This is a genomic window from Nonomuraea sp. NPDC049158 (assembly GCF_040648335.1).
GTDB lineage: Bacteria > Actinomycetota > Actinomycetes > Streptosporangiales > Streptosporangiaceae > Nonomuraea.
The window spans coordinates 177,196-202,296 of the sequence record NZ_JBEZDM010000014.1 but is presented as its reverse complement, the minus strand read 5'-3'; the positions used below and the strand labels follow the sequence as shown (position 1 = coordinate 202,296).

The following is a 25,101-nucleotide window of genomic DNA, read 5'->3' as shown; positions in this document are numbered from 1 at the left end:
GCCGCCTACCGCGCTCGCTGGAGAGACGTGCTCTATGGCTTTCTCGACGGGCGCCTCGGGAGCGTCAGCCTGGCGTCGGTCGGCGAAATGGGTCTTTGCCGCTTCTAGCCGATGAGGACCTCGGTGATCTGGCGGGTGGTCTGCGCGGCGACTCGGGGGTTGGTGGCGGCGTACGAGATGTAGGCGTTCAGGCCGGTGGCGAGCGCCCAGCCGCGGCCGCGGGTCCAGGTGGCGTCGTCCACGCCGAGCGCCGTGCGGAAGGCGGCCCGGCTCTCGGCCGACATCAGGGTGAAGGCGATGGTCAGGTCGCGGGCCGGGTCGCCGATGCCGAGCTCGCCGAAGTCGATGACCGCGCTGAGGCGGCCGTCGGCGGTCAGCAGGTTGCCGGTGTGGAAGTCGCCGTGGAACCAGACCGGGGGGCGGTCCCATCCGGGTACGCTCAGCGCCGCGTCCCACAGCTCGGTCATGGCCGCCCCGTCGAAAACGGCACCCGAAGCAGCGTCGTCCGCGGCTCCCGACGCGACCCCAGACGCGGCGCCCGACGCCGTGCCCACCTGCGCGATGGCGGCCCGCGTGGCACGGTCCCGGTCCGCCAGCGGTCGGCCGGTGAGGTCCTCTCGGGCACTCGCGGCCGGGATGTCCCCGGGCGCGAACCGCTGAAGGGCGGTAAGGAACTCCGCCAGTTCGACGGCGGCCTCGGACGAGTCGGCCAGGGTCTCGACGGTCACCACCTCGCCGTCCAGCCAGCGCGACACCGCCCACGGCCATGGGTAGCCGTAGCCGGGCTCACCCACCCCCGCCGGCACCGGGATGGCCAGTGGCAGGTGCGGGGCGAGCCGGGGCAGCCACTCGTACTCCTTCTTGGCCTGCCCTATGGCCCCGGTATGGCGGGGCAGCCGGACGGACAGCTCCTCGCCCAGCCGGTAGATCACATGGTCCGAGCCGGCCGGATCGAGCAGCGCCAGGGGCAGCTCGGCCCACTGCGGGAACTGGGCATCGACCAGGCGCCTGACCAGTGCGGTGTCGATGTGCGGCCTGGTGTCCGTGCTCGCGCTTGCCAAGACCAGCTCCAGGTGTCGGCCCATGAGGACGTGCGGTGGATGGAGGTCCGCTTCCCAGCACGACGATGCTGGGAAGGACGTCATCCCCTGGCCAGCAGCGCCACGCACTCCACATGGTGGGTCATCGGGAAAGCGTCGAAGGCCCGCAGGTCGACCAGCCCGTAGCCGTCGTCGCCGAACCAGGCCAGGTCGCGGGCCAGCGTCGCCGGGTCGCACGAGACGTAGACGATCCGCGAGGACTCCAGCGCGGTGATCCGGTGGACCACGTCGCGTCCCAGCCCCGACCGGGGCGGATCGACGACGACGATGTCGGCCCGCTCGATCTGGAAGCGGTCCAGCGCCTCCTCCACCCGTCCCCGCTCCACCCGGGCCTGCGGCAGGTCGCGCAGGTTGGCGCGGGCGTCGCGGACGGCCGAGGCCTCCGACTCCAGGCCGAACACCGCGCCCTGCTCCCCCACGCCCTCCGCCAGGCCGGCGGCGAACAGGCCGACCCCGCAGTAGAGGTCCAGCGCCCACTCCCCAGGCTCCGGCGCGGCGTAGGACAGGACGGCGTCCAGCAGAGTCTCGGCGGCGCCCGGGTGCACCTGCCAGAAGCCGCTGCCCGCCACCCTGAACTCGCGGTCGCCCACCTGCTCGCGCAGCACGCCCGAGCCCTTGCGCGGGACGGTGTGGCCCTTGCCCTGGTCGAGCAGGATCGAGGCGGGCGCGTCGAGGTCGGGCACGGCCACGCTGCGCCTGGGGCGCGGCCTGACCACGACGGCACGGTCGCCGGTCGAGGAGGCGATCACCTCGACGGCGGACGCGCCCTGCCACTCGCGCCGCTCGGCCCCGACGGCCTCCACCTCCGGGTGCGCGATCAGGCAGGCGTCGACCACCTCGATGTCGTGCGAGCGGTGCCGGCGGAAGCCGAGCTCGCCGCCGGGCCGCGCGGCGAACTGGACGCGGGTACGCCAGCCGAGCCCGTCCTTGGCGCCCGGCACCTCCTCGACCACGATCTCGCGCTCGATGCCGGCCAGCCTGCTCAGCTGCTCGGCCACCACGGCGGCCTTGAGGCCACGCTGGGCCTCCTGGGTGGCGTGCTGCCAGTCGCAGCCGCCACAGCGGCCGGGGCCCGCGTAGGGGCAGGGCGGGACCACGCGGTCGGGCGAGGGCTCCAGCACTTGTACGGCGTCGGCCCGGAGGAAGCGGGTCGTCTCCTCGGTGACCTCGGCGATGACCCGCTCACCGGGCAGCGCGTGGCGGACGAACACCACCCGCCCGTCATGGCGCGCCACGCACCAACCGCCATGGGCGACCGGACCTACCGTCAGCTCGAGAGATGCCTGTTCCACACGGACACCCTATGCCCTGACCGGCACTGCCACTTTCCGGACTTACCCCGTTACGCGGAGTGGTCTCCGGCCTTGACCTGCTTCTTGGCCACCTGATGTCCCGCCCGGCGCGAGGCGCCCGGGGCGGCCGGCTCGGGCCGGCCCTTGAGCCGGTCGGAGGAGTGGAGCTGCCACGGCACGCTCGTCACCATGACGCCCGGCTTGAACAGCAGCCGCGCCTTCAGCCGCAGCGCGCTCTGGTTGTGCAGCAGGTGCTCCCACCAGTGCCCGACCACGTACTCGGGGATGAACACGGTCACCACGTCGCGCGGCGAGCGGCGGCGCAGGGTCTTGACGTAGTCGAGGATCGGCTGGGTGATCTCCCGGTATGGCGAGTCGAGCATCTTGAGCGGCACCGGGATGCCCAGGCGCTCCCACTCGTCCTGGAGCTGCCGCGCCTCGGCCCCCTCGACGCCGACGGTGATCGCCTCCAGTGTGGACGGCCGGGTGGCGCGGGCGTAGGCGACCGCGCGCATCGTCGGCTTGTGGATCTTGGAGACCAGGACGATCGCGTGGTTGCGCGCCGGCAGCGTCGACTCGTCGTACTCCTCGGTGATCTCCAGCTCGGCCGCCACGTTGTCGTAGTGGCGCCTGATGGCCTTCATCATGAGGAACAGGACCGGCATCGCGAAGCACACGATCCAGGCGCCGACCAGGAACTTGGTCAGCAGTACGACGACCAGCACCAGCCCGGTCATGATGCCGCCGAAGAAGTTGATCACCCGCGAGCGGTGCATCTGGTGGCGGATCTTGGGGTCGGTCTCGGTCTTGAGATGGCGGGTCCAGTGGATGACCATGCCGATCTGGCTGAGCGTGAAGGAGACGAAGACGCCGACGATGTAGAGGTTCAGCAGGCGGCTGACGTCGGCGTTGAACCCCCACAGCAGCAGGCACGCGCCCAGCGCCAGGATGACGATGCCGTTGGAGAAGGCCAGCCGGTCGCCGCGGGTGTGCAGCTGGCGGGGCAGGTAACGGTCCTGGGCCAGGATCGAGCCGAGCACCGGGAAGCCGTTGAAGGCGGTGTTGGCGGCCAGGAACAGGATGAGCGCGGTGACCGCCGAGATGATCACGAACGGCAGCGAGCCGCCGCCGAAGACCGCGTCGGCCACCTGCGAGATGATCGGCTGCTGGTAGTAGCCGGGACCGACCGGTTGCCCGTCGGGCCCGTGCAGGTCCGTGGCCACCACGGACGGCTCGGCCACCTTCACGCCCGAGGCCAGGCCCAGCGCGATGATGCCGCCGAACATGGTGATGGCGACCAGGCCCATCATGAGCAGCGTGGTGGCGGCGTTCTTGCTCTTGGGCTTGCGGAAGGCGGGCACACCGTTGCTGATGGCCTCCACGCCCGTCAGCGCCGCGCAGCCGGAGGAGAAGGCGCGCAAGATGAGGAAGGCGGCGGCGAAGGTGGTCAGGTTGGTCTGCTCGGCGTCGATGGTGAACCCGTCGCTGGGCGCCCGCAGCTCGTCGCCGAGCACCAGCAGCCGGAAGCCGCCCCAGAGGATCAGCCCCAGCACCGCGACCATGAACGCGTACGTCGGGACGGCGAAGGCGGCCCCCGACTCGCGCAGCCCGCGCAGATTGACCACGGTGAGCAGGACGACGATGACGATGGCGACGGCCGGCTTGTGCTCGCCGACGAAGGGGATCGTGGCGCCCACGTAGTCGACGCCGTTGGCGACCGACACCGCCACGGTCAGCACGTAGTCGACCATGAGCGCGCTGGCCACGGTCAGACCGGCGTTCTTGCCCAGGTTGGTGGTGGCCACCTCGTAGTCGCCGCCACCGCTCGGGTAGGCGTGCACGTTCTGCCGGTACGACGCCACGACCGTGAGCATCACGACCACGACGGCGATCGCGACCCATGGGCTGTAGGCGTAGAAGGACACTCCGGCCAGCGACAGGATGACCAGGATCTCCTGCGGCGCGTACGCCACGGAGGACAGGGCGTCGCTGGCGAAGACCGGCAGGGCAATGCGTTTGGGCAGCAGCTGCTCGTGGAGCTGGCCGCTGCGCAGCGCCCGGCCCACCAGCACGCGTTTGACAAGATCCGTTACCTTCGCCACGTTACGAGATGCTAGCCCCCCGCTGTAGGGGCGCCGACGTTGCGCTCCCTTATCGCGCCATACTGGTGTCGAGCAACCGGCCGACCGCGAAGTGCGGGGGAGTATGCATATAGTGATCATGGGATGTGGCCGGGTCGGTTCGACCTTGGCTCACATCCTCGAGGACAACGGCCATACGGTCGCGATCATCGACCGGGATCCGCAGGCGTTTCGCCGCCTGCGGGCCGGTTTCCGGGGGCGCCGGGTGACCGGTGTCGGATTCGACCGCGACGTGCTCACCGAGGCGGGCATCGAGTCCGCTTCCGCGTACGTGGCGGTCTCCAGCGGCGACAACTCCAACATCATCTCGGCGCGGGCGGCGCGCGAGACGTTCGGCGTCGACAATGTGGTGGCCCGCATCTACGACCCGCGGCGGGCCGAGGTCTACCAGCGCCTCGGCATCCCGACGGTGGCGACCGTGCGGTGGACCGCCGACCAGATCCTGCGCCGCATCCTGCCCGAGGGCGCCGAGCCGCTCTGGCGCGACCCCACAGGCACCGTGGTCCTGGCCGAGGTCGCCGCGCATACCGGCTGGATCGGCACCCGGGCCGTCGATCTGGAGGAGCGGGGCAGGGTCCGCGTCGCCTACCTCAACCGCATGGGCGAGGCCCTGGTCATCGCCGACGACACCGTGATCCAGGACGGCGACGTGCTGCACGTCATCGCCGCGGAGAGCGACATGGACCGGATCAACAAGGTGCTCGCGGCGGCACCGGAAGAGGACCACTGATGCGCGTCGCCATCGCCGGAGCGGGGGCCGTGGGCCGGTCCATCGCGGCCGAGTTGCTGGAGAACGGCCACGAGGTCCTGCTGATCGACATCGACCCCAGGGCCATCAAGATCGACAGCGTGCCGCGGGCGGAGTGGCTGCTGGCCGACGCCTGCGAGATCGCCTCGCTCGACGAGGCGGGGCTCAACAACTGCCACGTCGTCGTCGCCTCCTCCGGAGACGACAAGGTCAACCTCGTGGTGTCGCTGCTGGCCAAGACCGAGTACGGTGTGCCGCGCGTGGTGGCCCGGATCAACCACCCCAACAACGAGTGGCTGTTCAACGAGTCGTGGGGCGTGGACGTGGCGGTCTCGACGCCGCGCCTGCTGAGCGCGCTGGTGGAGGAGGCGGTGAGCGTCGGCGACCTGGTGCGCCTGATGACCTTCCGCCAGGGGCAGGCCAACCTGGTCGAGCTCACCCTGGCCGAAGACGCGCCCGTGGTGGGCCAGCGGGCCGGCTCGGTGCCGTGGCCCAACGACTCGGCGCTGGTCGCGATCCTGCGTGAGGGCCGGGTGCTGGTGCCGACCAACGACGACCCCCTCGAGGCGGGCGACGAACTCCTCTTCGTCGCCAACCAGGAGGTGGAGCAGGAGCTCGCGCACCTGCTCTCTCAGCACTGACGGCTCAGGCGGGGGCGACCGGCGGCTTGATCGGCGTTCGCCCCTTGCCGAGCAGCCACAGCATCGCGCCGAGCGCGGCCACCTGGAGCGGCCAGCCCATCGCGATCTTCGCCAGGCCGAGGGCGGCCACGGCCTCGTCGCCGCCGCCCACCAGCCACACGGGCAGCTGCACGGCCACCCTGACCACACACGGCAGCATCAGCAGCCAGGTGAGTTTGACGCAGAGCTTCACGATGCCCGGATCCTTGTGCCAGGCCGTGGGGTCACCGGTGACCGAGCCGATCAGGAATCCGACCACAGGCCACCGGGTGACGATCGACAGCAGCATCGCCACCGAGTAGCCGGCGTTCCACAGGATGCCGGGCAGGAAATAGTCCTTCGCGTCGCCGCTGCGGCTGGCGAAGAACGCGCCGATGGCGATGCCGATCAGACTGTTGATCACGAACTGCGGTGTCGACCGCTGCGCGAGCCTGGCCAGCAGGAGCACGACCGCCAGCGAGATGCTGACGATGAGCGAGGTCTTCAGCTCCTCGGTGACGATCCATGACAGCGTGAACGCGATGGTCGGCACCGCCGCCTCGATGATTCCGCGCACTCCCCCGAACGCCTTGGCGAGCTGGGCTCGCACCGCCGCTTCGACGGTGTCGTGGGCGACCTCTTCCGCCTCAGCACTCACCTGATCAACTCCCTGGGCGCAGCTCGTATCGAGGATTGAACATCACCTTGCGCCCGTCCTGCATGCTGACCAGGCCTTCGGCCTTGACGGTGCGCCCGGGCTCGATGCCCGCGATCTTGCGGCGGCCGAGCCACACCAGGTCGATGACGTCGGACCCGTCGTAGAGCTCGGCCTCAAGGGCGGGCGCGCCGCCCCTGGGTCGCAGTGTCACGGTACGTAGCGTACCGGCCACGCAGAAGCGGCGGCGGCCGCCACACGAGACGATCGGGGTCGCGCCGACCTCGTCGACGTCTTCCCGTAGTTCCTGGGCTTCGATTTCGGACTGGGTGGAGGCCAGCCGACTGAAGAACCCGCGCAATCCCCCGCGTTTGGGGGGCTCTGCCGTACTCATGATGACTCAGCCTACGTGATGTGGGCGCTCAGCGAATCTCGCTGATCTCGGGACCTCGTTTGAACGGGTTGAGCCCCTGGTCGTCGGTCGTTTCGGCGCCCTGCTCGTTGGGGCGGCGCAGCGTGATCGGCTCTTCCCGGGCCATCGGCTCGGTGCCGCGCACGACCACGACGTCCTTGATGAAGTCGAGGAAGACGTTCGCCACGTTCTCGTCGAGCGCGGCGCGGCCGCTGATCATCGCCAGCATGAACCAGCGCGGCCCGTCGACGCCGATGTAGCGGGCCTTGCGGGTGGTGTTGCCCTCGCCGCTGATCTCGCCGATGAGCTCGGGTCCGAAGGGGCCCTCCTGCTCGGTGAGATTGTCGGCGCCGGTCCGGATCTTGGCTCTGATCTCGTCCCAGAGCCCCATGCTCTTGGGCGCGGCCAGCGCCTGCAGCTGGAGCGAACTCTCCTCGTAGAGCGCGACGACCCCGACGTTCTGGTCTCCCACCGAGGCCAGCCGCAGGTCGAAGTCCGGGTTGTGCGGCAGGAGCAGCCCGCCGAGGTCGATCCTGTCGCTCTCGGGGTGGGGCTCGTCGGCGTCCCACGGGCCGGACTCGCGCGTTGGGGCGGCGGAAGCCTGCTGCTCGGCCGCCTGATCCGGCTGCTCACGACGGCGTCGTCGGAACACTGTGCTCACTCTCCCTGGTTAACGTCCTGTTGATCCGAAACCGCCGGTGCCGCGGGCCGAGCCTGGCAGCTGCTCCACCTCGGTGAAGGCCGCCCGCTCGACGCGCTTGATGACCAGCTGGGCCACCCGGTCACCGCGGCTCAGGCGGAAGGGCTCCTTGGCGTCGGTGTTGATCACCGTCACCCGGATCTCGCCGCGGTAGCCGGCGTCGACCGTGCCTGGCGCGTTGACCAGCGTGACGCCGTGCCTGGCGGCCAGGCCCGAGCGGGGGTGCACGAACGCGGCGTAGCCGTCGGGCAGCGCTATCGCGACGCCCGTCCCGACCATGGCCCGCTCGCCGGGCAGCAGCTCGACGTCCGCGGCCGCGTAGAGATCGGCGCCCGCGTCGCCCGGATGGGCGTAGGACGGCACCGGCAGCCCGTCGTCGAGTCGCTGGATGAGGACCTGCACGTCGGTCAAGGGTTCACCTCATGGTCATGGTGCTCGGCGGCGATGCGCCCCCTCAGCCTCAAGGTACGCCCTTCCGCCCGCGATCCCGGCGCACCGGGCAGGCGGGTGGAGTGTCGTGCCGCCGGAAGCCCTCGTGAGAACGGGGAGACGGCCGCCGATCTCCGAGGTCCCGCGGCGAGGTGGTCACGGGTGACGAGGTTACTCGCTGTCAGACGGACTATCGTCCTCGGCGGGAGAACCCGAAGCCGGCGGAGACGGCCGCGGGGCGGGTGCCGGAGTGGGCCCAGGTGGCAGGGCGGGCGGTTTGTGGAACAGTTCGGGCAGCGCCCGGTAGATCACCGCCGCCACGGGCACGGCCACCGCCGCCCCCGCGATGCCGGCCAGGATGCCGCCGACGGACAGCACGAGGATGATGGCCAGCGGGTGGAAGTTGAGCGCCCGGCCGACGATGAGCGGCTGGAGCACGTGGTTCTCCAGCTGCTGCTCGACGATCAGGATGCCGACGAAGATCAACGCGTAGAGAGGCCCCTTGGCGCCCAGCGTGACCAGGGTGGCGATCGTACCGGCGAAGAAGATGCCGACGATCGGGATGAAGCTGGCGAAGAAGATCAGCACCGCCAGCGGCGCCCAGAGGGGCACCCCCATGCCGGCCAGCACGATGCCCATGATCACGCCGTGCACGGCGGCGACCGCGACGGTGCCCTGCACGTAGTGGGAGAGCGTGGTCCAGGCGGCCCGCCCCGCCCGGTCGACGCGCGGCGACATCGAGCCGAACCCCCGCAGGAACCACGACCAGATCCGGTCGCCGTCCTTGAGCAGGAAGAACGAGACGAACAGCAGCAGCACCAGGGAGGCGAGCACCTCGAAGGCGACCGCGCCGGCGGTCAGGACCGTACTGGTGATGGCCGTGCGCTGGGCGTTGACCATCGTCGCGATCTCGTCGACGTAGCTGGTGATCTGCGCCTCTTTGAGGTGCAGCGGGCCGGTGATCAGCCAGTTCTGGACGTCGCGGGCGGTGGACTGGACCTGTTCGACCAGGTTGGGGAACTCCTCGGTGGCCCGCGCGCCCACCAGCCAGCCGGTGCCGGCGAGCACCGCGAGGGCCACCAGCATGGTGATCCAGGTGGCGTAGATGGGCCGCATGCCCGCCTGGCGCAGGCTCCTGGTGAGCGGGAACAGCAGCGCGGTCAGCAGCAGCGCGATGGCGACCGGCAGGGCCACGAAGCTGAGCCGCGCGATGCCCTGGACGAAGAAGTAGACGACCACGCCGACGAGGATCAGGCACAGGCACCATGCCGCCATCTTGGCCAGCACGGGTGGCACGAGCTTGGTGGGGCGGTCGGTCAGCACGTGTTCAAGACTGGCACGTCAGGGACATATGTGCGCATGGATAAAAGATCGGGTCTGGGCAACGGCATGATCACATGTCACCGTCATGCACATGAGGACCGTCGCGCTGGTTAAAGTGAGCGCGATCACCGCGGTGATCGCGTGTCTCGTGGCGGCCCCGGTGCCCGCCCTGGCCTCGCGCGGCGAACCCGCGCTCGACGTGCTGTCGAGCCGCGCCGATCGAGTGAGTGGCGGGGACGCGTTGGTCAGGGTACGAGTGAGCCAGGGCGTGCGGCTCAAGGTGCTGCGCAACGGCGATGACGTCACCGCGTCCTTCAAGCCGGACCCCGGCGGCGAATCCTTCAGCGGCCTGGTGACCGGGCTGATCGACGGCGACAACACGATCAAGGCGCTGGCGGGGCCGTTCAAGGAGACGCTGAAGTTACGCAACCACCCGATCTCGGGGCCGGTCTTCTCGGGGCCGCACCAGTACCCCTTCCTGTGCAAGACGGAGCGGAGCGGGCTCGGCCCGCCCGTCGCGGACAACCAGGAAGGCCAGGGCATGCGCACCACGGGCGGATGGAGCAGGGACTGCTTCGCGCCGGTGCTGACGGAGCGGCTCTACCGCGCGACGGACGGCGCGTTCAAGACGATGCCCGCCGAACGGCCCGCGGACATGTCGACCACCACCACCCTCGACGGCCGGACGGTGGACTTCGTGGTGCGCCGCGAGCGCGGCGTGATCAACCGCTTCCTCTACTCCATCGCGATGCTGGAGGACGGCTACAACGGCCGGGCGATCTACCGCTTCGACGGCGGCGTGGGGATCGGCCACGACCAGGGCACGATCGGCGGTAGCGCGCTCGACGCGTACGGGCTGGGCAAGGGCTACGCGATCCTGTACTCCTCGGGCACCCGCACCTCCACGCACTACAACCTGATCCTCGGCGGCGAGACCGCGCTGATGGTGAAGGAGCGGTTCATCGAGAAGTACGGCGTGCCGCTCTACACCGTCGGCGTCGGCGCCTCGGGCGGCGCCCTCCAGCAGTACGTCTACGGCCAGAACTACGGCACCGAGGTGATCGACGCGGCGATCCCGCAGTATTCCTATCCCGACATGGTCACCCAGACCATCCACGTCGGCGACTGCGAACTGCTCGAACGCTACATGGACCACAACCCGCGCTGGGCCTCCTGGGACGCGCGGACCGCGCTGATCGGGATGAACGCCAGTGACACCGTGGACAACCCCTACACCGGCAAGCCGGGCTCCGACGAGTGCGTCAAGGGCTGGCGCGGGCTGACCCCGCTGACCATGAACCCCCTCTGGACCTCCAACAACGACGCCGAGTGGGCCAAGATGGACCCGCCCGGCGTCAAGGACACCGTCCAGTGGACGCACTGGGACGACCTGCGCGAGATCTACGGCGTCGCCCCTGACGGCTACGCCCGCTCCACCTGGGACAACGTCGGCGTTCAGTACGGCCTGGGCGCGCTGGTGAAGGGCGTGATCACGCCCGCGGAGTTCCTCGACGTCAACGCGCGCGCCGGCTCCTGGAAGGAGTCGAAGGACATGGTGCGGGAGGGCTGCCCGTTCACCCCCTCCCTCTGCCAGGACCCCGCCCAGTTCGACCCGTGGAGCTCGCGCAACATGCGGACCGGCGACCCGGCCCCGCGGCGCACCGGCGACCCCATCGCGATCAAGAACGTGGAGCGCAGCGGGCTGGTGTTCAGGGGCGACATCGCCATCCCGATCATCGACTGGCGCCACTATCTCGAGGACCAGCTCGACATGCACGACTCGCACCAGTCGTTCGTCTCGCGGCAGCGGATGCTGAACTACGACGGCAACGCCGGCAACCAGGTCATCTGGTTCACCGACGCCCGCCCCGACGGGCCGGCCTTCGACCAGACGCCCGAGGCGCTGCAGGTGATGGACCAGTGGATGGCCAACATCCGCTCGCGCCCGTGGCGCGGGGTGGCGGGCAACAAGCCCGCGGCGGCCGTGGACCGCTGCTTCACCAGCGCCGGGGCGCAGATCGCCGCGGGCCCGCACGTGTGGGACGGCGTCCTGGACCGCCGCGCCGCCGGCGCCTGCACCACGCGCTTCCCGCTCTACTCCACCTCCCGCGTGGTGGCGGGCGGCCCGCTGGAGGGCGGCGTCTACAAGTGCCGCCTGCAGCCGGTGGCCAGGGCCGTCGCGCGCGGTCTGTACGGCTCGTGGCGCCCGTCCCCCGAGGAGCGGACCCGCCTTGAGGCGATCTTCCCCTCGGGGGTGTGCGACTACTAGCGATTACTGCTCTTCGAGCGCCACCTCGACGGCGAATTCGGGACCGGCGTCGAGGACGAACTCCTCGACGTTGCCCGCGCCGCACAGGTCGTCCTGCGCCAGCCGTACCAGGGCGATCTCGGGGCCCGACACCGTGAGGCGGGAGACCTCGGCGCGCATCGACAGCTTGGCGGCCGACTTGGCCTTGCGGATCCGCCCGAGCACGTCGGAGGCCACGGTGAGCACCGCCGGGTCACCCGCGCCCGCCGGGGCCGACGGCCAGGCCGCGCGGTGGACGGAGCCCGGACGCCACCACGACCAGACCTCCTCTGTGACGAACGGCAGGAACGGCGCGAAGAGCCGCAGCAGCACATCGAGCGCCTGGCGCAGCGCCGCGTGCGCCGAGGCGGCCGCCGGGCCGCTCTCGTAGGCCCTGGCCTTGACCAGCTCCAGGTAGTCGTCGCAGAACGCCCAGAAGAAGCGCTCGGCGGCCTCCATCGCCCGGGTGTAGTCGTAGCCCTCGAACGCCTGGGTGGCCTCCTCGACCATCTCTGAGAGCTGGGCCAGCATCGACAGGTCGAGCGGCTCGGTGACCGCCGAGTCGGAATCCGGGAAGCCGAGCACGAACTTCGACGCGTTGAGGATCTTGATGGCCAGCCGCCGGCCGACCTTGATCTGCCCGGTGTCGAACGCCGTGTCGGTGCCCGGCCGCCCGCTGGCCGCCCAGTAGCGGACCGCGTCGGAGCCGTACTCCTCCAGCAGCCCGAGCGGCGTCGTGACGTTGCCCTTGGACTTGGACATCTTCTTGCGGTCGGGGTCGAGGATCCAGCCCGCGATGACCACGTCCCGCCACGGCAGCGTGCCGAACTCCTGGTGCGCCCTGACCACGGTGGAGAACAGCCAGGTGCGGATGATCTCGTGCGCCTGCGGCCGCAGGTCCATCGGGAAGACCCGGGCGAACAGGTCGGGATCCCGCTCCCAGCCGCCGGCGATCTCCGGCGTGAGGGACGAGGTCGCCCAGGTGTCCATGATGTCCGGATCGCCCATGAAGCCGCCCGGCACGCCCCGCTGGTCCTCGGTGTAGCCGTCGGGCGCCTGCGAGGAGGGGTCGATCGGCAGCAGGTCCTCCGACGGCACCAGCGGGTTGGAGTAGTCGGGCTCGCCCGAGGCGTCCAGCGGGTACCAGACGGGGATCGGCACGCCGAAGAAGCGCTGCCGGGAGATCAGCCAGTCGCCGGCCAGCCCCCGAACCCAGTTGTCGTAGCGGACCTTCATGTGCGGCGGGTGCCAGCGCAGCTCGGCGCCCCTGGCCAGGAGCTGCTCGCGCAGCTGGGGGTCGCGCCCGCCGTTGCGGATGTACCACTGGCGGGTGGTGACGATCTCCAGCGGGCGCTCGCCCTTCTCGTAGAACTTCACCATCCGCTTCGTGGAGCGCGGATCGCCGTCCAGGTCGCCGGACTCGCGCAGCAGCTCCACGACGCGCTCGCGAGCGCTGTGGACGGTCTTGCCGGCCAGCTCTTTGTACGGCTCCTGCTCGACGCCCTCGGGCGGCTCGGGCAGCAGGCGGCCGTCCTTGCCGATGATCGGCCTGGTCTCCAGCGCCAGCTCGCGCCACCAGGTGACGTCGGTGAGGTCGCCGAACGTACAGACCATCGCGATGCCGGAGCCCTTGTCGGGCTCGGCCAGGTGGTGGGCCAGCACCGGCACCTCGGCGCCGAACAGCGGCGTCAGCACCGAGGTGCCGAACAGCGGCTTGTACCGCTCGTCGTCGGGGTGCGCCACCAGGGCGACGCAGGCGGGCAGCAGCTCGGGCCGGGTCGTCTCGATCCAGACCGGCCCCTTCTCGCCGTAGAAGGAGACCCGGTGGAAGGCCCCCGGCCACTCGCGATCCTCCAGCTCCGCCTGGGCGACGGCGGTGCGGAAGGAGACGTCCCACAGCGTCGGCGCCTCGGCCATATAGGCCTCGCCGCGCGCCAGGGTGCGCAGGAAGGCCCGCTGCGAGGCGGCTCGCGCGTTGGCGTCGATGGTCGCGTACGTCAGCGACCAGTCGACCGACAGCCCCAGCCGCCGCCACAGCTCCTCGAACGCCTTCTCGTCCTCGACGGTCAGCCGCTCGCACAGCTCGATGAAGTTTCCACGTGAGACGGAGACCTGCCGCTTGGGATCGGGCTTGGCCGGAGGTGTGAAGTCCGGGTCATAGGGCACCGAAGGGTCACAGCGGACGCCGAAGTGGTTCTGCACCCGCCGCTCGGTGGGCAGGCCGTTGTCGTCCCATCCCATGGGGTAGAAGACCTCGCGGCCGCGCATCCGCTGGAAACGGGCGATGGTGTCGGTGTGCGTGTAGGAGAAGACGTGACCCACGTGAAGGGAACCGGAGACGGTCGGAGGCGGGGTGTCGATCGAGTAGATCTGCTCCCACGGCTTGGACCTGTCGAACCGGTAAATAGCGTCATCTTCCCAGCGCGCTACCCATACCTTCTCCAAGCCGTCGAGAGTCGGTTTCTCCGGCATGGCTGCATGGCGTAGTCGCTGCTGATTCATGCCTCCTTATGGTACGGCTTCACCGGCCCAGGAAGCGTTACAGACTAGGGTTCGTTACATAGCGGAAGGAGACGTTCGGATGGCAGACGACAAGCCTGACCTCGCCTGGCGGGTCATCGGGGGACTGGTCGGATTGGCCACCGCGTGGGCGGCACGCAAGATCCTCGGGTTCGTCTGGGTGAAGACCACCGGCAAGGAGCCGCCGATCGACACCGACTCACCCGAGGTCAGCATGGGCGAGGCCATCGGCTACGCCGTGGTGATGGGCGTCGGGATGTCCGTGGCGCAGATCGTGGTCAACCGGACCGCCAAGAAGCGGTATGAGGCGTGGAAGACGGTAAAGCAGGTGTCTCAAGGGCATTGAGGAACTCTCCGGCCCAGCGGTCCACGTCGTAGGTGGCTACCCGGCGGCGCATCGTACGCATCCGCCGGGACAGCTCGTGCGGCGTGGCCCGCATCGCCGTCATCATCTGGCGCTTGACGTCCTCGACGTCGTACGGATTGACCAGGTACGACTGCCGCAGCTCGTCGGCCGCCCCCGCGAACTCACTGAGCACGAGCGCGCCCCGCAGGTCGTGGTGACAGGCGACGTACTCCTTGGCGACCAGGTTCATCCCGTCACGCAGCGGCGTGACCACCATGACGTCGCTGGCCAGGTAGAGCGCGGCCAGCTCCTCGCGGCCGTACGACTGGTGGAAATACTGGATCGGCTGCAGGCCGAGCATCGCGTGCTCGCCGTTGATCCGGCCGACCTGCAGCTCGATGTCGTCGCGCAGCCGGCGATATTCGTCGACCCGTTCCCGGCTGGGCGTGGCGATCTGCACGAACACCGCCTCGTTGGGCTTCAGTCTCCCCTCCTTGAGCAGCTCGCCGAACGCCTCCAGCCGCAGCCCGATGCCCTTGGTGTAGTCCAGCCGGTCCACCCCGAGCAGCACGTGCTCCGGATCGCCGAGCTCCGCCCTGATCTCCTTGGCTCGGGTCATGATGTGCTCCTGGCGCACCATCGTGTCGAGCTCAGCGAAGTCCACCGAAATGGGGAACGCCTGCGTGGTCACGATCCGGTCGTCGAGGAAGATCTCGTTCCCCTTGTACGGCAGGCCGAGCAGCCTGCGGCACAGCCGCCGGAAGTTGGCGGCGCCGCCGGGCAACTGGAAGCCCACCAGGTCGGCCCCGAGCAGCCCTTCGACCAGCTCCTTGCGCCAGGGCAGCCGCCAGAACAGCTCGACCGGCGGGAACGGGATGTGCAGGAAGAAGCCGATGCGCAGGTCCGGCCGGAGCTTGCGCAGCATGGCGGGGACCAGCTGGAGCTGGTAGTCCTGCACCCAGACGACCGCCCCCTCCTCGGCCACCTCGGCCGCGGCCTCGGCGAAGCGCTGGTTGACGGTGGTGTAGGCGTCCCACATGTCACGCTCGAACACCGGCGGCGCCACCACGTCGTGATAGAGCGGCCAGAGCGTGGCGTTGGAGAAACCCTCGTAGTAGAGCTCCACCTCGCGAGCCGACAGCGGCACCGGGATCAGGCTCATGCCGTCCTGGTCGAAGGGCTCCAGGCGCTCGTCGGCGGCGCCGTGCCAGCCCAGCCAGGCGCCGTGCCGGCGCTGCATGACGGGAGCGATGGCGGTGACGAGCCCGCCCGGGCTCCTGCGCCATGAGGCCGTCCCGTCCGGCTCGACCGTTCGATCCACCGGCAACCGGTTCGCGACGATCATAAACGAGTTACGGCCACTCACCCAGGTCCTCCTAGAGTCCATCCTTCATGCGCCGCGGGACACGGCACATGGTGGCGGCCACCCGCTCGGGCTCCGCCTGGGAGATGATCGCGGCGACATGGGCGGCCGGCCTGACGATCCAGACCTCGCCCCGCTTCCGCGCCCAGCGTCTTTACCAGGACTCGGGAGCGGTCCAATGCCGCGAACTCACGCACGGCGAGCGGCGCCGTAGTGACCTTGCCCAGGACCTGCACAAACAAACGCGAATCGCACATATCACCTAGTGCGGCGGTCACTGAGTGGGTTCGTCACACGACCGTCTCGATCCGTGTGACGGTCGGTGGTGGCTGGGGTCTTTCGGAGAGAAACCCCCTTCGGGGGAGGGAAAAGGGACGGTCCGTGATGGCTGGGGCCCTTGGGAGGGACACCCCTCCGGGGCGAGGAAAACGGCTACCCGGCGGGAGTCGGACAGCGCCGCGACCGTCGGGCCCACGTCGGCGGCGCCGGGCGGGGCGAGGCGGCGGCCTGGGCGGGCGGCGGCGTCGCGCGGCCGGGCCACGTCGGCGGGAGCGGGTGACGGCCGCCGGGGCGGGTGGCGTTGGCGGGGAGGTCGTGGGTGTCGGAGGGTGGGCAGTGAGGAGTTGGCCGTCTCTTGACAGAGATCAGGCCGGGCGGTGGAGTATTTACCGAACAGTCGGTCAGTTGAGCGAAGGAGACCTGCGTTGGAGAGCGCGCGGCGCATGATGGACGCCGACACCGCCTCCGCGGCCCTGGGCATCGAGTTGACGGAGCTGGGTGCCGGGCGGGCGGTGTGCCGCATGGAGGTCACCGAGCGGATGATCAACGGGCACGCGCTGTGCCACGGCGGCTACGTCTTCCTGCTGGCCGACACCGCGTTCGCCTGCGCGTGCAACAGCCACGGCCCCGTGACGGTCGCGGCGGGGGCGGAGATCACCTTCACCGCCCCGGCTCGGATGGGCGACGTTCTGACGGCCGAGGCGGCCGAACGCACTCGCTACGGCCGCAGTGGCATCTACGACATCACGGTGAAGAAGGCCGACGGTGAGGTGGTCGCGGAGTTCCGTGGCCGCAGCAAGGAGATGAGATGAGACTCGGCGCCGCCCCTCAGCCCGGCGACCTCGATCCGATCGAGCGGGCTTCGCGCGACGAGCTCATGGCGCTCCAACTGGAGCGCCTCCAACGGACACTCCACCACGCCTACCAAAATGTCCCGATATATCGGCAAAAGTTTGATGAGCATGGCGTCCACCCGGCCGACTGCAAGGAGCTCGGCGACCTGGTGAAGTTCCCCTTCACCACGAAGCAGGACCTGCGCGACTGCTACCCCTTCGGCATGTTCGCCGTGCCACGGGAGCGGGTGGCGCGGGTGCACGCCTCCAGCGGCACCACCGGGCAGCCGACCGTGGTCGGCTACACCAAGAACGACCTCGACGTCTGGGCGGAGGTCATGGCCCGCTCGATCCGCGCCTCGGGCGGCCGGCCGGGCGACATCGTGCACATCTCGTACGGCTACGGCCTGTTCACCGGCGGCCTGGGCGCCCACTACGGCGCCGAGCGGCTGGGCTGCACGGTGATACCGGTCTCCGGCGGTATGACGTCCCGCCAGGTACAGCTGATCACCGACTTCCGGCCGGACGTCATCATGGTCACGCCGTCGTACATGCTGGCGCTGCTCGACGAGTTCGACCGGCAGGGCCTGGACGCCCGCGCGTGCTCGCTGCGCATCGGCGTCTTCGGCGCCGAGCCGTGGACCGAGGAGATGCGCGCGGAGATCGAGGAGCGCTTCGACCTGGACGCCGTCGACATCTACGGCCTGTCCGAGGTGATGGGGCCGGGCGTGGCCAACGAGTGCGTGGAGTCGAAGGACGGTCTGCACGTCTGGGAGGACCACTTCTACCCCGAGACCGTCGACCCGTTCACCGGGGCCCCCGCCGAGTCGGGCGAGCTGGTCTTCACCAGCCTCACCAAGGAGGCGCTGCCGATCATCCGCTACCGGACCCGCGACCTGACCAGGCTGCTGCCCGGCACGGCGCGGCCGGCGTTCCGGCGGATGGAGAAGGTGACGGGCCGCACCGACGACATGATCATCCTGCGCGGGGTGAACGTCTTCCCCACCCAGATCGAGGAGATCGTGCTGCGCGTGCCGGGGCTGTCGCCGCACTTCCAGGTACGGCTCACCCGACCGGAACGGCTCGACGTGATGACGGTCAGGGTCGAGGCGCGACCGGGCCCGCAGGACGGCACAGAGGCCCGCGCAGAGGCAGGCCAGACGCTGCGCAGGGTCGTCAAGGACACGATCGGCGTGCAGGTCGAGGTCGAGGTGGTGGACCCGGAGACGCTGGAGCGCTCAGTAGGCAAACTCCGGCGCGTCATCGACAAGCGGGATCATTAGGCCGACGGAGGCGTCCTAAGGCTGGATCTCCGGCGAGCGGTTGCCGGGCGGCAGCTTGCCGCGCAGGTCGTCGCGGATGGCCCCACCCAGCTTCTTGGTCGCCATCCGGTTGAGCGCGCCGCCGGCGACGGCGCCGGTGAGGAACGGGCCCAGTGTGGTCAGGTGGCGCCCGAGGGTACGCATGAGGCGGTTGCGCAGGGCGGTCTTCGTGGCCGCGCCGAGCGCGAGGGTGACGGAGGCGGGCGCGAGGGGGTCGACGCCGCGCTGCTTGGCCCAGGCCGCGGCGAAGACGGCCGCGCGCTGGGTGCCGGTGCCCGAGACGCGTACGCCGTAGACCTCGTGCAGCTCGGCCAGCAGCTTGACCTCGATGGCGGCCACCACGATGGTCTCGGCCACGAGCTGGGCCGGAGCGGAGAGAAGGAGGGGTGGAGCCGCGAACTCGGCCGCGGCGAGCGCTCCGCCGATGGCGCCGACCGTCATGGTCGCCTTCTGGGCGGTGCGCACCAGGTCGTCGGCGAGTTGCTCGCCAGTCAGGCCGTGGTGGTGCTCGGAGAGCGTGTGCAGGTCTCTGATGGGGATGCGGGGCGCGATGTTCATGAACACATCCGCCAGCCAGCGTCCACGCCCGACTCCGGTCTCACGCGTCTTGCGCGCGCCAGAGGCCAGAGCGCGGGCTAGACGGCCGAGCAGCCGTCGCCGCTCGGCCGGCTCCAGCTCACCGGAATCGGTGAGCCTGCCTACGAGCTCGCCGACCTCTTGATCGGGGTCGGCGATCTCGTCGTCTGGTTGCCTGTCCTTCTCAGGTGCGGCCACGCGGAGCCTCCTCCTTCGTCAGGCGGCGCACTCCCGGCACACCTGCTGGCCGTTCTTCTCGGAGGCCAGCTGGCTGCGGTGGTGCACGAGGAAGCAACGCGAGCAGGTGAACTCGTCCGCCTGGCGCGGGATCACGCGCAGGCTGAGCTCTTCGTTCGACAGGTCGGCACCGGGTAGTTCGAGCGACTCGGCCAGATCGGTCTCATCGATGTCGATACTGCCCGACGACTTGTCGGTGCGCCGCGCCTGGAGCTCCTGGAGGCTGTCTTCCCCCAGGTCGTCGTCCGTCTTGCGCGGGCTGTCGTAATCGGTAGCCATCGTGCTTGCTCCATCCCCCTCATCTATACGTCTTCGCGCTCATCGCGCGTCTTCTAACGTCCAGGAGCCTCATCTTGTGCCCGTTCTGCCGGGGGAATTTTTGCATCGGTACCCAGCAGGAAGGAACCATGAACCTCCCAACACGTCAGGGCTCGCTGCCGTCGGCAATGGTTAGCCAAATATGGCGAAACCCACAGCCTTGGCGGCATGCCCCACCGTGTTCGACGGCACATCCAACCACATGTGCGGCGAGAACGAGACGCCCGCCGTGGTGCAACACGCCGGATCAGCGGCTCGGCAGCCGAATGGTCACCACAAGTCCTCCGCCTTCCCGCGGCACGGCGGTCACATTTCCGCCGTGAGCCTGCACAACAGCACGAACGATGGACAGCCCCAGCCCAGATCCCTTCGCCGATTCCACGCGATCCGCGTGGAGCCTCCGGAAGGGCTCGAACAGGCTGTTCACCTCGTACGCAGGGACATGCTGCCCTGTGTTGGCCACCTGAACAACCAGTGCACCGTCTACCATTCCCGTTCGGATCCATACTTTTCCGTTTTCCGGAATGTTGTACTTGACGGCGTTCTCGAGCAGGTTGCTGACGGACCGCTCCAAGAGCACCGGATCGCCTATGGTAGGCGCGCTGACCAGTTCGGTGGTGATGGTTACGCCGTTATCTTCGGCGAATGGGGTCACCTGCTCAACGGCCGTCTGGGCGACGTCCTTGACGTCCAGCGGCTTGCGTACCGCCAGCTCGCGTTCGCTCCTGGCGAGCAGCAGCAGGCCTTCGATGAGCTTCTCGTTGCGCGCGTTGACTTCGAGCAGCGTACGGCCGAGCGCCTTGAGGTCTTGGGACGCCTCGGGATCGGACAGCGCGATCTCCAGGACCGTCCTGTTGATGGTCAGCGGGGTCCGCAACTCGTGCGAGGCATTGGCGACGAACCTGCGCTGGGTGTCGAATGCGAGATTGAGCCGGGTGAGCATGGCGTCGAAGGTGTCGCCCAGCTCCTTCAACTCGTCGTCCGGGCCCACCAGGTCGATGCGCTGATGGGCCAGGGTGCTCTCGGAGAGCTTCTTGGCCGTGGCCGTCATCTGGCTCACGGGCCGCATCGCCCGGTCGGCGACGAAGTAGCCGAGCATCACCGCGAGGATGCCGACGCCGGCCAGTGCCAGGTAGGAGCTCTGCAGCAGCGCGTCGCGGGCGTTGGCGACGGTCTGGTCCTTGGCGTTGTACCACCGCGCGTGGATGATGGCCGCGTCGATGGCGTCGATGTCGCCGGTGTCGAGCGGCGGCCACACGCTGTTGATCGCTGTGCCGACGATGACGTACATCGAGACGAGCAGTACCCCCGCGGCCACGAAGAACAGCGCGCCATAAGCGATGGTGAGTCTCCATCGGATACTCAGCTTGCCCGGCAGCTCCTTGACCCGCTCCATCGTGGTCCGTTGCGGCCGGACGTACGACGGTGGCGGCGGGCCGTCCCAGACGGGCGGCCCGCTCGGCGGCGGGACCGGCGGCAGCTGCTTGCTCCGCGACACGGCCCGCTCGGAATGGGGGCTGATCATCGGGTGCGTCGGCGTCGCCTCGCGCTCCGGCCGTTCAGTCACAATTTGTATCCCACTCCGGGCACCGTCTCGATCACCTGCGGATCCCCAAGCTTCTTGCGCAGCGTCATCATCGTCACCCGCACCACGTTGGTGAACGGGTCGATGTTCTCGTCCCACGCCTTGTCCAGCAGATCCTCCTGGCTGACGACGGCGCCCTCCGCCCGCATCAGCTCTTCCAGGACCGCGAACTCCTTCTTGGTGAGGATGACCTCCTTGCCCTCGCGCTCGACCAGCCGCTTGCCCGGGTCCAGCCGGATCCCGCCCCGCTCCAGGACGGGCGGCAGGGCCGGCGCCGACCGGCGGCCGAGCGCCCGCACCCGGGCGACCAGCTCGACGAAGACGAACGGCTTGGCCAGGTAGTCGTCGGCCCCCAGGCCGAGCCCCTCCACCTTGTCGTCGACGTCACCGGACGCGGTCAGCATCAGGATGCGCGAGGACGTACGCTGCTCCACCAGACGGCGGCAGACCTCGTCACCGTGCACGACCGGCAGGTCGCGGTCCAGGACGATCACGTCGTAGTCGATGTAGGAGGTGCGCTCCAGCGCGCCGCCCCCGTCATAGGCCACATCCACCGCCATGGCCTCGCGCCGCAGACCGGTCGCGATCGCGTCAGCGAGCACCCGCTCGTCCTCTACAACCAGCACTCGCACGACTGGCACCTCTCTCCGGATCCGCTGCTTCATTCTGCCCACATCTGCGATAAGCGCACGGTAAGGCATGTCAGAGCATGTGTGCCGCAAGGCACAGCCAAATTCATGTTTCGGTACGCGATGGGCCGGGGTATGCCTGCTGGACACCCATCGCCGTGTGCCTCTTTTGGCTTCCCCACGAGCGGTGGGCGCTCTTCGCTCCGCAACCCCTGAAGAGAGTAGGTGAGATGGGCGAGTTCACGACCACGATCGAAAGCCGCCTCGACCAGGCTTACAAGGGCCTTCGGGAGGCCCGGTGCGCCGGCGACGACTACCTCGCCGACACCCTCACCGCCGAGATCGAGGACCTGCGCCGCCTGGCGGATGACAACGGCGTCCCGTTGCCTCATTGATCGGCGCATCGTGTGACGAAACGGCCGGGGCCCTGAACAAGGGCTCCGGCCGTTTCGCGCCGTCACATCACAGCGTCAGGCGTCGCGCTGGGGATCCACGCGCCGTCAGGCGTCGCGTTCGGGGATCCACGGGCCGTCAGGCGTCGCGTTCGGGATCCAGCGGTACGAGCAGGTCGTGCAACTCGTCGAACAGCCCCGGCGCCGCGCAGAGCACGAAGTCGTTGCTGTGCGGCCTGCCGTTCAGCCCGCCGAGCCTGGCCCCCGCCTCGGTGGCGACCAGCCCGGCCGCGGCGAAGTCCCAGTAGTTGGTGCCCCGCTCGTAGTAGGCGTCCACCCGGCCCGAGGCCACCGAGCAGAGATCGACGGCACATGAGCCGCCACGCCTGATGTCGCGTACCCGCGGCAGCACCGACGCCAGCACCTGAGCCTGCACGGCCCGGCGTTCGCGCAGGTAGCCGAAGCCGGTCGCGACCAGCGCCTGCGACAGCGGCACACCGGTGTTGCAGCGCAGCCGCTCGCCGCCGAGCCAGGCGCCCCGGCCGCGCACCGCGGTGAACACCTCGCCGCGCGGCACCACGTTCACCACGCCCGCGACGATCTCGCCACCCACCTCGACGGCGATCGACACCGCCCACTCAGGCAGGCCGTACAGGAAGTTGACCGTGCCGTCGATGGGGTCGACGATCCAGCGCACGCCGGAGTCACCGGCGGCCTCGCCGCCCTCCTCCCCCAGGACGCTGTCGCCGGGCCTGGCCTCCAGGACGCGGGCGCGGATGAGCCGCTCCGACGCCGTGTCCAGGGCGGTGACCACGTCGGTGGGGCTGGACTTGGTCTCGACGACCTCCGACATCGTGGGCCGCTTGGCGAGCAGCATGTCGCCCGCCTCGCGCGCGATGTCCTCGGCCAGTTCGAGCAGGGTCTGCGGATCGGTCATCATGCCACCGAGTCCGGGCGCTTCCACTCCTGACCGAGGACGTGCTGGCCGAGAAAGGCCAATACGGTCTCGTACCAGGCGACGGCGTTGCCGGGTTTGAGTATCCAGTGGTTCTCGTCGGGGAAGTACAGGAACTTCGACTCGACGTTGCGGCGCTGCAGGTCCCACCACAGGCGCAGCGCCTCCCCGATCGGCACCCGGTAGTCCTTGTCGCCGTGGATGACGAGCATCGGCGTGGTGATGCTGTCGAGCGCGTGGTGCGGGGAGAGCTTGGCGTAGCGCTCGGAGCCGGGCTCGCCCATCTCGCGCTGCCAGTACTGGGCCGCGTCGGTGGTGCCGGCGAACTGGTCGAGGTTCCACAGGGCGGCGTGGGTGACGATGGCCTTGTAGCGGTCGCTGTGACCGGCGATCCAGTTGGCCATGTAGCCGCCGTAGGAGCCGCCCATCGCGCCGATCCGCTCGCCGTCGATGTCGTCCCTGGCCACGACCACGTCCACGATCGCGTCGAGATCGGCGAGCGTACGCGGGCCCCAGTTGCCCCACCCGCGGTCGATCATCTCCTGGCCGTAGCCGGTGGACAGGCACGGGTCGGGCAGCAGGACGGCGTAGCCGTGCTGGACCATGATCCAGGGGTTCCAGCGCCACTGCCAGTCGTTCCACGAGGCGACGGGACCGCCGTGGATCCAGAGCAGGATCGGCGCCGGGTCGTCGGCCGAGGCGCCCTCGGGCAGCGTGAGCCAGCCGCGGATCGTGGTGCCGTCGTCGGCCGTCGCGGAGACCTCGGTCAGCGTGCCGGGCAGCTCGGGGCGCGAGGCGGGCGAGGGCAGGTCGGTGATCTCGCCGGTGGCGGTGTCGATCCTGGCCGGGCCATGGGTGCGGCCGACGCCGCTGTGCAGCGCGTAGACGAACCGGCCGTCCGCCGAGGCGTTGAGCCCGAGGTAGGCGGCGTCGTCCTGGGTCAGCCGGGCGACCTCCCCGTCCAGCGGGACGCGGAAGATCGGGCGGCGGCCCTGGTGGTCGGCCGCGAGGTAGACGGCCGACGAGTCGGGCGCCCAATCGACGTCCGCCGGGAACAGGCCGGGCGCATAGGTACGCCCCGCGCCGGTGGCCAGGTCGCCGATCCACAGGTCGATACGGACGGAGACGTCGAGGTCGGCCAGGCGCTCGCGCGCGCAGGCGACGCGGGTGCCGTCGGGCGAGACCGCGATCGGGCCGTAGAAGTCGTGGCCCTCCTCGGTGAACAGCGTGCGCCGCTCACCGGTGGCCACGTCGATGGCGACCAGGTCCACCCGCTGCTCGGCGTCCGGGAGGATGGTACGCCAGGTCGCGATCACGGTGGCGCCGTCGGGCGTGAGCGCGAAGGTGACGTCGCGCAGCGCCTCGCCCGGGTCGGGGGTCAGGTCGCGTACGTCCTCCAGCCGGTCCGCGCCGAGCCTCGCGGCGAACAGCCGGGTGTGGCCGGGGCCGAGGTCGTGGTCCCAGTAGCGGACCGGGTAGCTCTCGTGCAGGATCGCGCTGATGCCGGCGTCCTTGCGCGCCTTGCGGCGCTCCTCCTCGGCCGCCTCCTCACCGGTGAGCACGTCGGCGGCGAACACCACCACGTCACCGGCCGTACGGAAGGCGCCGACGCCGCCGGGACGGGCGGCCACCTGCCGGGCCTCGCCGCCCGAGCGGGGCAGCAGCCACAGCGAGGGCACCTCGTCGGTGGCGTCCTTGACGGTCGGGTCGGGACGGGCCGAGGTGAACAGCACGTCGCCCGCGTCGGTGAACTCCGCCGCGCTCTCACCCTTGGCCGAGCGGGTCAGCCGGTACGGCTCGCCGTCGATCGGAATGGCCCAGAGCGCGGTGCCGTACGACTTGCCGTCGGGGTTGAGGGACTGGACCGCGGAGATCAGCCGGGAGCCGTCGGGCGAGAGCTTCAGCGAGAGAACCCGGGGGATGGCAACATAGTCACGAATATCGTCGAATGCGCTCACTCAACCGAACCTACCCTGTTGATTTGCCTAGCTCCGTAGAGA

Annotated in this window: 24 protein-coding genes; 8 read left to right on the top strand and 16 right to left on the bottom strand. The window is 69.7% G+C overall.

All coding sequences use genetic code 11. The features are described 5' to 3' along the window. Positions 1 to 104 precede the first annotated feature (104 nt). From AB0B61_RS29290 to AB0B61_RS29280, 3 genes are all read right to left on the bottom strand, one after another. On the bottom strand, positions 105 to 1,061 hold the full coding sequence (locus AB0B61_RS29290; protein WP_358438302.1) for an aminoglycoside phosphotransferase family protein: 957 nt from the start codon (positions 1,059 to 1,061) through the stop codon (positions 105 to 107). Between the two features lie 80 nt (positions 1,062 to 1,141). Continuing rightward, positions 1,142 to 2,392 (bottom strand): class I SAM-dependent RNA methyltransferase, encoded by a 1,251-nt coding sequence (locus AB0B61_RS29285; protein WP_358438299.1) that lies wholly within the window; start codon positions 2,390 to 2,392, stop codon positions 1,142 to 1,144. A 50-nt stretch (positions 2,393 to 2,442) separates the two neighbouring features. Then, positions 2,443 to 4,494 carry an APC family permease gene (locus tag AB0B61_RS29280; protein WP_358438297.1) on the bottom strand — a complete coding sequence of 684 codons (2,052 nt, stop codon included), beginning with the start codon at positions 4,492 to 4,494 and terminating at the stop codon, positions 2,443 to 2,445. A 103-nt stretch (positions 4,495 to 4,597) separates the two neighbouring features. On the opposite strand from AB0B61_RS29280, the gene AB0B61_RS29275 reads away from it, so the two are divergent. Together AB0B61_RS29275 and AB0B61_RS29270 are read left to right on the top strand one after the other, a co-directional pair. Beyond that, positions 4,598 to 5,263 carry a TrkA family potassium uptake protein gene (locus AB0B61_RS29275; protein WP_358438294.1) on the top strand — a complete coding sequence of 222 codons (666 nt, stop codon included), beginning with the start codon at positions 4,598 to 4,600 and terminating at the stop codon, positions 5,261 to 5,263. After that, positions 5,263 to 5,922 carry a TrkA family potassium uptake protein gene (locus AB0B61_RS29270; protein WP_357642476.1) on the top strand — a complete coding sequence of 220 codons (660 nt, stop codon included), beginning with the start codon at positions 5,263 to 5,265 and terminating at the stop codon, positions 5,920 to 5,922. Before AB0B61_RS29275 ends, AB0B61_RS29270 begins: the two co-directional genes overlap by 1 nt. 4 nt (positions 5,923 to 5,926) lie before the next feature. Here the strand turns inward: AB0B61_RS29270 and AB0B61_RS29265 are convergent, their stop codons facing one another. From AB0B61_RS29265 to AB0B61_RS29245, 5 genes are all read right to left on the bottom strand, one after another. Continuing rightward, positions 5,927 to 6,598: a DUF3159 domain-containing protein gene (locus AB0B61_RS29265; protein WP_358438291.1), complete on the bottom strand. Its 672-nt coding sequence runs from the start codon at positions 6,596 to 6,598 to the stop codon at positions 5,927 to 5,929. Between the two features lie 4 nt (positions 6,599 to 6,602). Then, a complete protein-coding gene (locus AB0B61_RS29260; protein WP_214635894.1) occupies positions 6,603 to 6,989 on the bottom strand; it encodes an OB-fold nucleic acid binding domain-containing protein in 387 nt (128 codons plus the stop codon). 28 nt (positions 6,990 to 7,017) lie between these two features. Further along, positions 7,018 to 7,668 carry a DUF3710 domain-containing protein gene (locus tag AB0B61_RS29255; protein ID WP_358438288.1) on the bottom strand — a complete coding sequence of 217 codons (651 nt, stop codon included), beginning with the start codon at positions 7,666 to 7,668 and terminating at the stop codon, positions 7,018 to 7,020. 9 nt (positions 7,669 to 7,677) lie between these two features. Continuing rightward, on the bottom strand, positions 7,678 to 8,118 hold the full coding sequence (gene dut / locus AB0B61_RS29250; protein WP_358438285.1) for a dUTP diphosphatase: 441 nt from the start codon (positions 8,116 to 8,118) through the stop codon (positions 7,678 to 7,680). A 189-nt stretch (positions 8,119 to 8,307) separates the two neighbouring features. Then, a complete protein-coding gene (locus tag AB0B61_RS29245; RefSeq protein ID WP_358438282.1) occupies positions 8,308 to 9,459 on the bottom strand; it encodes an AI-2E family transporter in 1,152 nt (383 codons plus the stop codon). Between the two features lie 91 nt (positions 9,460 to 9,550). On the opposite strand from AB0B61_RS29245, the gene AB0B61_RS29240 reads away from it, so the two are divergent. Beyond that, positions 9,551 to 11,728 (top strand): DUF6351 family protein, encoded by a 2,178-nt coding sequence (locus AB0B61_RS29240; protein WP_358438279.1) that lies wholly within the window; start codon positions 9,551 to 9,553, stop codon positions 11,726 to 11,728. A 3-nt stretch (positions 11,729 to 11,731) separates the two neighbouring features. Here the strand turns inward: AB0B61_RS29240 and valS are convergent, their stop codons facing one another. Further along, on the bottom strand, positions 11,732 to 14,248 hold the full coding sequence (valS, locus tag AB0B61_RS29235; protein ID WP_358438276.1) for a valine--tRNA ligase: 2,517 nt from the start codon (positions 14,246 to 14,248) through the stop codon (positions 11,732 to 11,734). Between the two features lie 79 nt (positions 14,249 to 14,327). On the opposite strand from valS, the gene AB0B61_RS29230 reads away from it, so the two are divergent. Beyond that, positions 14,328 to 14,612 carry a DUF4235 domain-containing protein gene (locus AB0B61_RS29230; RefSeq protein WP_357940820.1) on the top strand — a complete coding sequence of 95 codons (285 nt, stop codon included), beginning with the start codon at positions 14,328 to 14,330 and terminating at the stop codon, positions 14,610 to 14,612. Here AB0B61_RS29230 and AB0B61_RS29225 read toward each other — a convergent pair. After that, on the bottom strand, positions 14,545 to 15,978 hold the full coding sequence (locus AB0B61_RS29225) for a trehalose-6-phosphate synthase (protein WP_358438273.1): 1,434 nt from the start codon (positions 15,976 to 15,978) through the stop codon (positions 14,545 to 14,547). The genes AB0B61_RS29230 and AB0B61_RS29225 overlap by 68 nt on opposite strands. Positions 15,979 to 16,004: 26 nt before the next feature. On the opposite strand from AB0B61_RS29225, the gene AB0B61_RS29220 reads away from it, so the two are divergent. The 3 genes from AB0B61_RS29220 (at position 16,005) to paaK (ending at position 18,370) form a co-directional block, all read left to right on the top strand. Beyond that, positions 16,005 to 16,241 carry a hypothetical protein gene (locus AB0B61_RS29220; protein WP_358438270.1) on the top strand — a complete coding sequence of 79 codons (237 nt, stop codon included), beginning with the start codon at positions 16,005 to 16,007 and terminating at the stop codon, positions 16,239 to 16,241. Positions 16,242 to 16,697: 456 nt separating this feature from the next. Continuing rightward, positions 16,698 to 17,066 (top strand): hydroxyphenylacetyl-CoA thioesterase PaaI, encoded by a 369-nt coding sequence (paaI, locus tag AB0B61_RS29215; RefSeq protein ID WP_358438485.1) that lies wholly within the window; start codon positions 16,698 to 16,700, stop codon positions 17,064 to 17,066. Then, positions 17,063 to 18,370, top strand: coding sequence for a phenylacetate--CoA ligase PaaK (paaK, locus tag AB0B61_RS29210; protein WP_358438268.1), 1,308 nt, complete (start codon positions 17,063 to 17,065; stop codon positions 18,368 to 18,370). The genes paaI and paaK overlap by 4 nt, the downstream gene beginning before the upstream one ends. A gap of 15 nt (positions 18,371 to 18,385) precedes the next feature. On the opposite strand, the gene AB0B61_RS29205 is transcribed toward paaK, so the two are convergent. From AB0B61_RS29205 to AB0B61_RS29190, 4 genes are all read right to left on the bottom strand, one after another. Continuing rightward, positions 18,386 to 19,183, bottom strand: coding sequence for a hypothetical protein (locus AB0B61_RS29205; RefSeq protein ID WP_358438265.1), 798 nt, complete (start codon positions 19,181 to 19,183; stop codon positions 18,386 to 18,388). 18 nt (positions 19,184 to 19,201) lie between these two features. After that, a complete protein-coding gene (locus AB0B61_RS29200; RefSeq protein ID WP_020542847.1) occupies positions 19,202 to 19,501 on the bottom strand; it encodes a DUF4193 domain-containing protein in 300 nt (99 codons plus the stop codon). 286 nt (positions 19,502 to 19,787) lie between these two features. Then, complete coding sequence (locus AB0B61_RS29195; protein WP_358438262.1) at positions 19,788 to 20,936, bottom strand: HAMP domain-containing sensor histidine kinase; 1,149 nt, start codon at positions 20,934 to 20,936, stop codon at positions 19,788 to 19,790. A 167-nt stretch (positions 20,937 to 21,103) separates the two neighbouring features. Next, on the bottom strand, positions 21,104 to 21,757 hold the full coding sequence (locus AB0B61_RS29190) for a response regulator transcription factor (protein WP_225289202.1): 654 nt from the start codon (positions 21,755 to 21,757) through the stop codon (positions 21,104 to 21,106). Positions 21,758 to 21,984: 227 nt separating this feature from the next. Between AB0B61_RS29190 and AB0B61_RS29185 the strand changes: the two genes are divergently transcribed. Then, complete coding sequence (locus AB0B61_RS29185) at positions 21,985 to 22,149, top strand: hypothetical protein (protein WP_214635883.1); 165 nt, start codon at positions 21,985 to 21,987, stop codon at positions 22,147 to 22,149. 136 nt (positions 22,150 to 22,285) lie between these two features. On the opposite strand, the gene AB0B61_RS29180 is transcribed toward AB0B61_RS29185, so the two are convergent. Both AB0B61_RS29180 and AB0B61_RS29175 read right to left on the bottom strand, forming a co-directional pair. Next, complete coding sequence (locus AB0B61_RS29180; RefSeq protein WP_358438482.1) at positions 22,286 to 23,083, bottom strand: inositol monophosphatase family protein; 798 nt, start codon at positions 23,081 to 23,083, stop codon at positions 22,286 to 22,288. Then, a complete protein-coding gene (locus tag AB0B61_RS29175) occupies positions 23,083 to 25,059 on the bottom strand; it encodes a S9 family peptidase (RefSeq protein WP_358438259.1) in 1,977 nt (658 codons plus the stop codon). The genes AB0B61_RS29180 and AB0B61_RS29175 overlap by 1 nt, the downstream gene beginning before the upstream one ends. Positions 25,060 to 25,101 lie beyond the last annotated feature (42 nt).

What these genes read in the sequence shown, in the direction of transcription:
- AB0B61_RS29275 (WP_358438294.1), top strand. Translation starts at nt 4,598, where the DNA reads ATGCATATAGTGATCATGGGATGTGGCCGGGTCGGTTCGACCTTGGCT.
- AB0B61_RS29270 (WP_357642476.1), top strand. Translation starts at nt 5,263, where the DNA reads ATGCGCGTCGCCATCGCCGGAGCGGGGGCCGTGGGCCGGTCCATCGCG.
- AB0B61_RS29260 (WP_214635894.1), bottom strand. Translation starts at nt 6,989, where the DNA reads ATGAGTACGGCAGAGCCCCCCAAACGCGGGGGATTGCGCGGGTTCTTC.
- AB0B61_RS29240 (WP_358438279.1), top strand. Translation starts at nt 9,551, where the DNA reads ATGAGGACCGTCGCGCTGGTTAAAGTGAGCGCGATCACCGCGGTGATC.
- valS (WP_358438276.1), bottom strand. Translation starts at nt 14,248, where the DNA reads ATGAATCAGCAGCGACTACGCCATGCAGCCATGCCGGAGAAACCGACT.
- AB0B61_RS29230 (WP_357940820.1), top strand. Translation starts at nt 14,328, where the DNA reads ATGGCAGACGACAAGCCTGACCTCGCCTGGCGGGTCATCGGGGGACTG.
- AB0B61_RS29220 (WP_358438270.1), top strand. Translation starts at nt 16,005, where the DNA reads ATGCGCCGCGGGACACGGCACATGGTGGCGGCCACCCGCTCGGGCTCC.
- paaI (WP_358438485.1), top strand. Translation starts at nt 16,698, where the DNA reads ATGATGGACGCCGACACCGCCTCCGCGGCCCTGGGCATCGAGTTGACG.
- paaK (WP_358438268.1), top strand. Translation starts at nt 17,063, where the DNA reads ATGAGACTCGGCGCCGCCCCTCAGCCCGGCGACCTCGATCCGATCGAG.
- AB0B61_RS29200 (WP_020542847.1), bottom strand. Translation starts at nt 19,501, where the DNA reads ATGGCTACCGATTACGACAGCCCGCGCAAGACGGACGACGACCTGGGG.
- AB0B61_RS29195 (WP_358438262.1), bottom strand. Translation starts at nt 20,936, where the DNA reads ATGGAGCGGGTCAAGGAGCTGCCGGGCAAGCTGAGTATCCGATGGAGA.
- AB0B61_RS29185 (WP_214635883.1), top strand. Translation starts at nt 21,985, where the DNA reads ATGGGCGAGTTCACGACCACGATCGAAAGCCGCCTCGACCAGGCTTAC.
- AB0B61_RS29180 (WP_358438482.1), bottom strand. Translation starts at nt 23,083, where the DNA reads ATGACCGATCCGCAGACCCTGCTCGAACTGGCCGAGGACATCGCGCGC.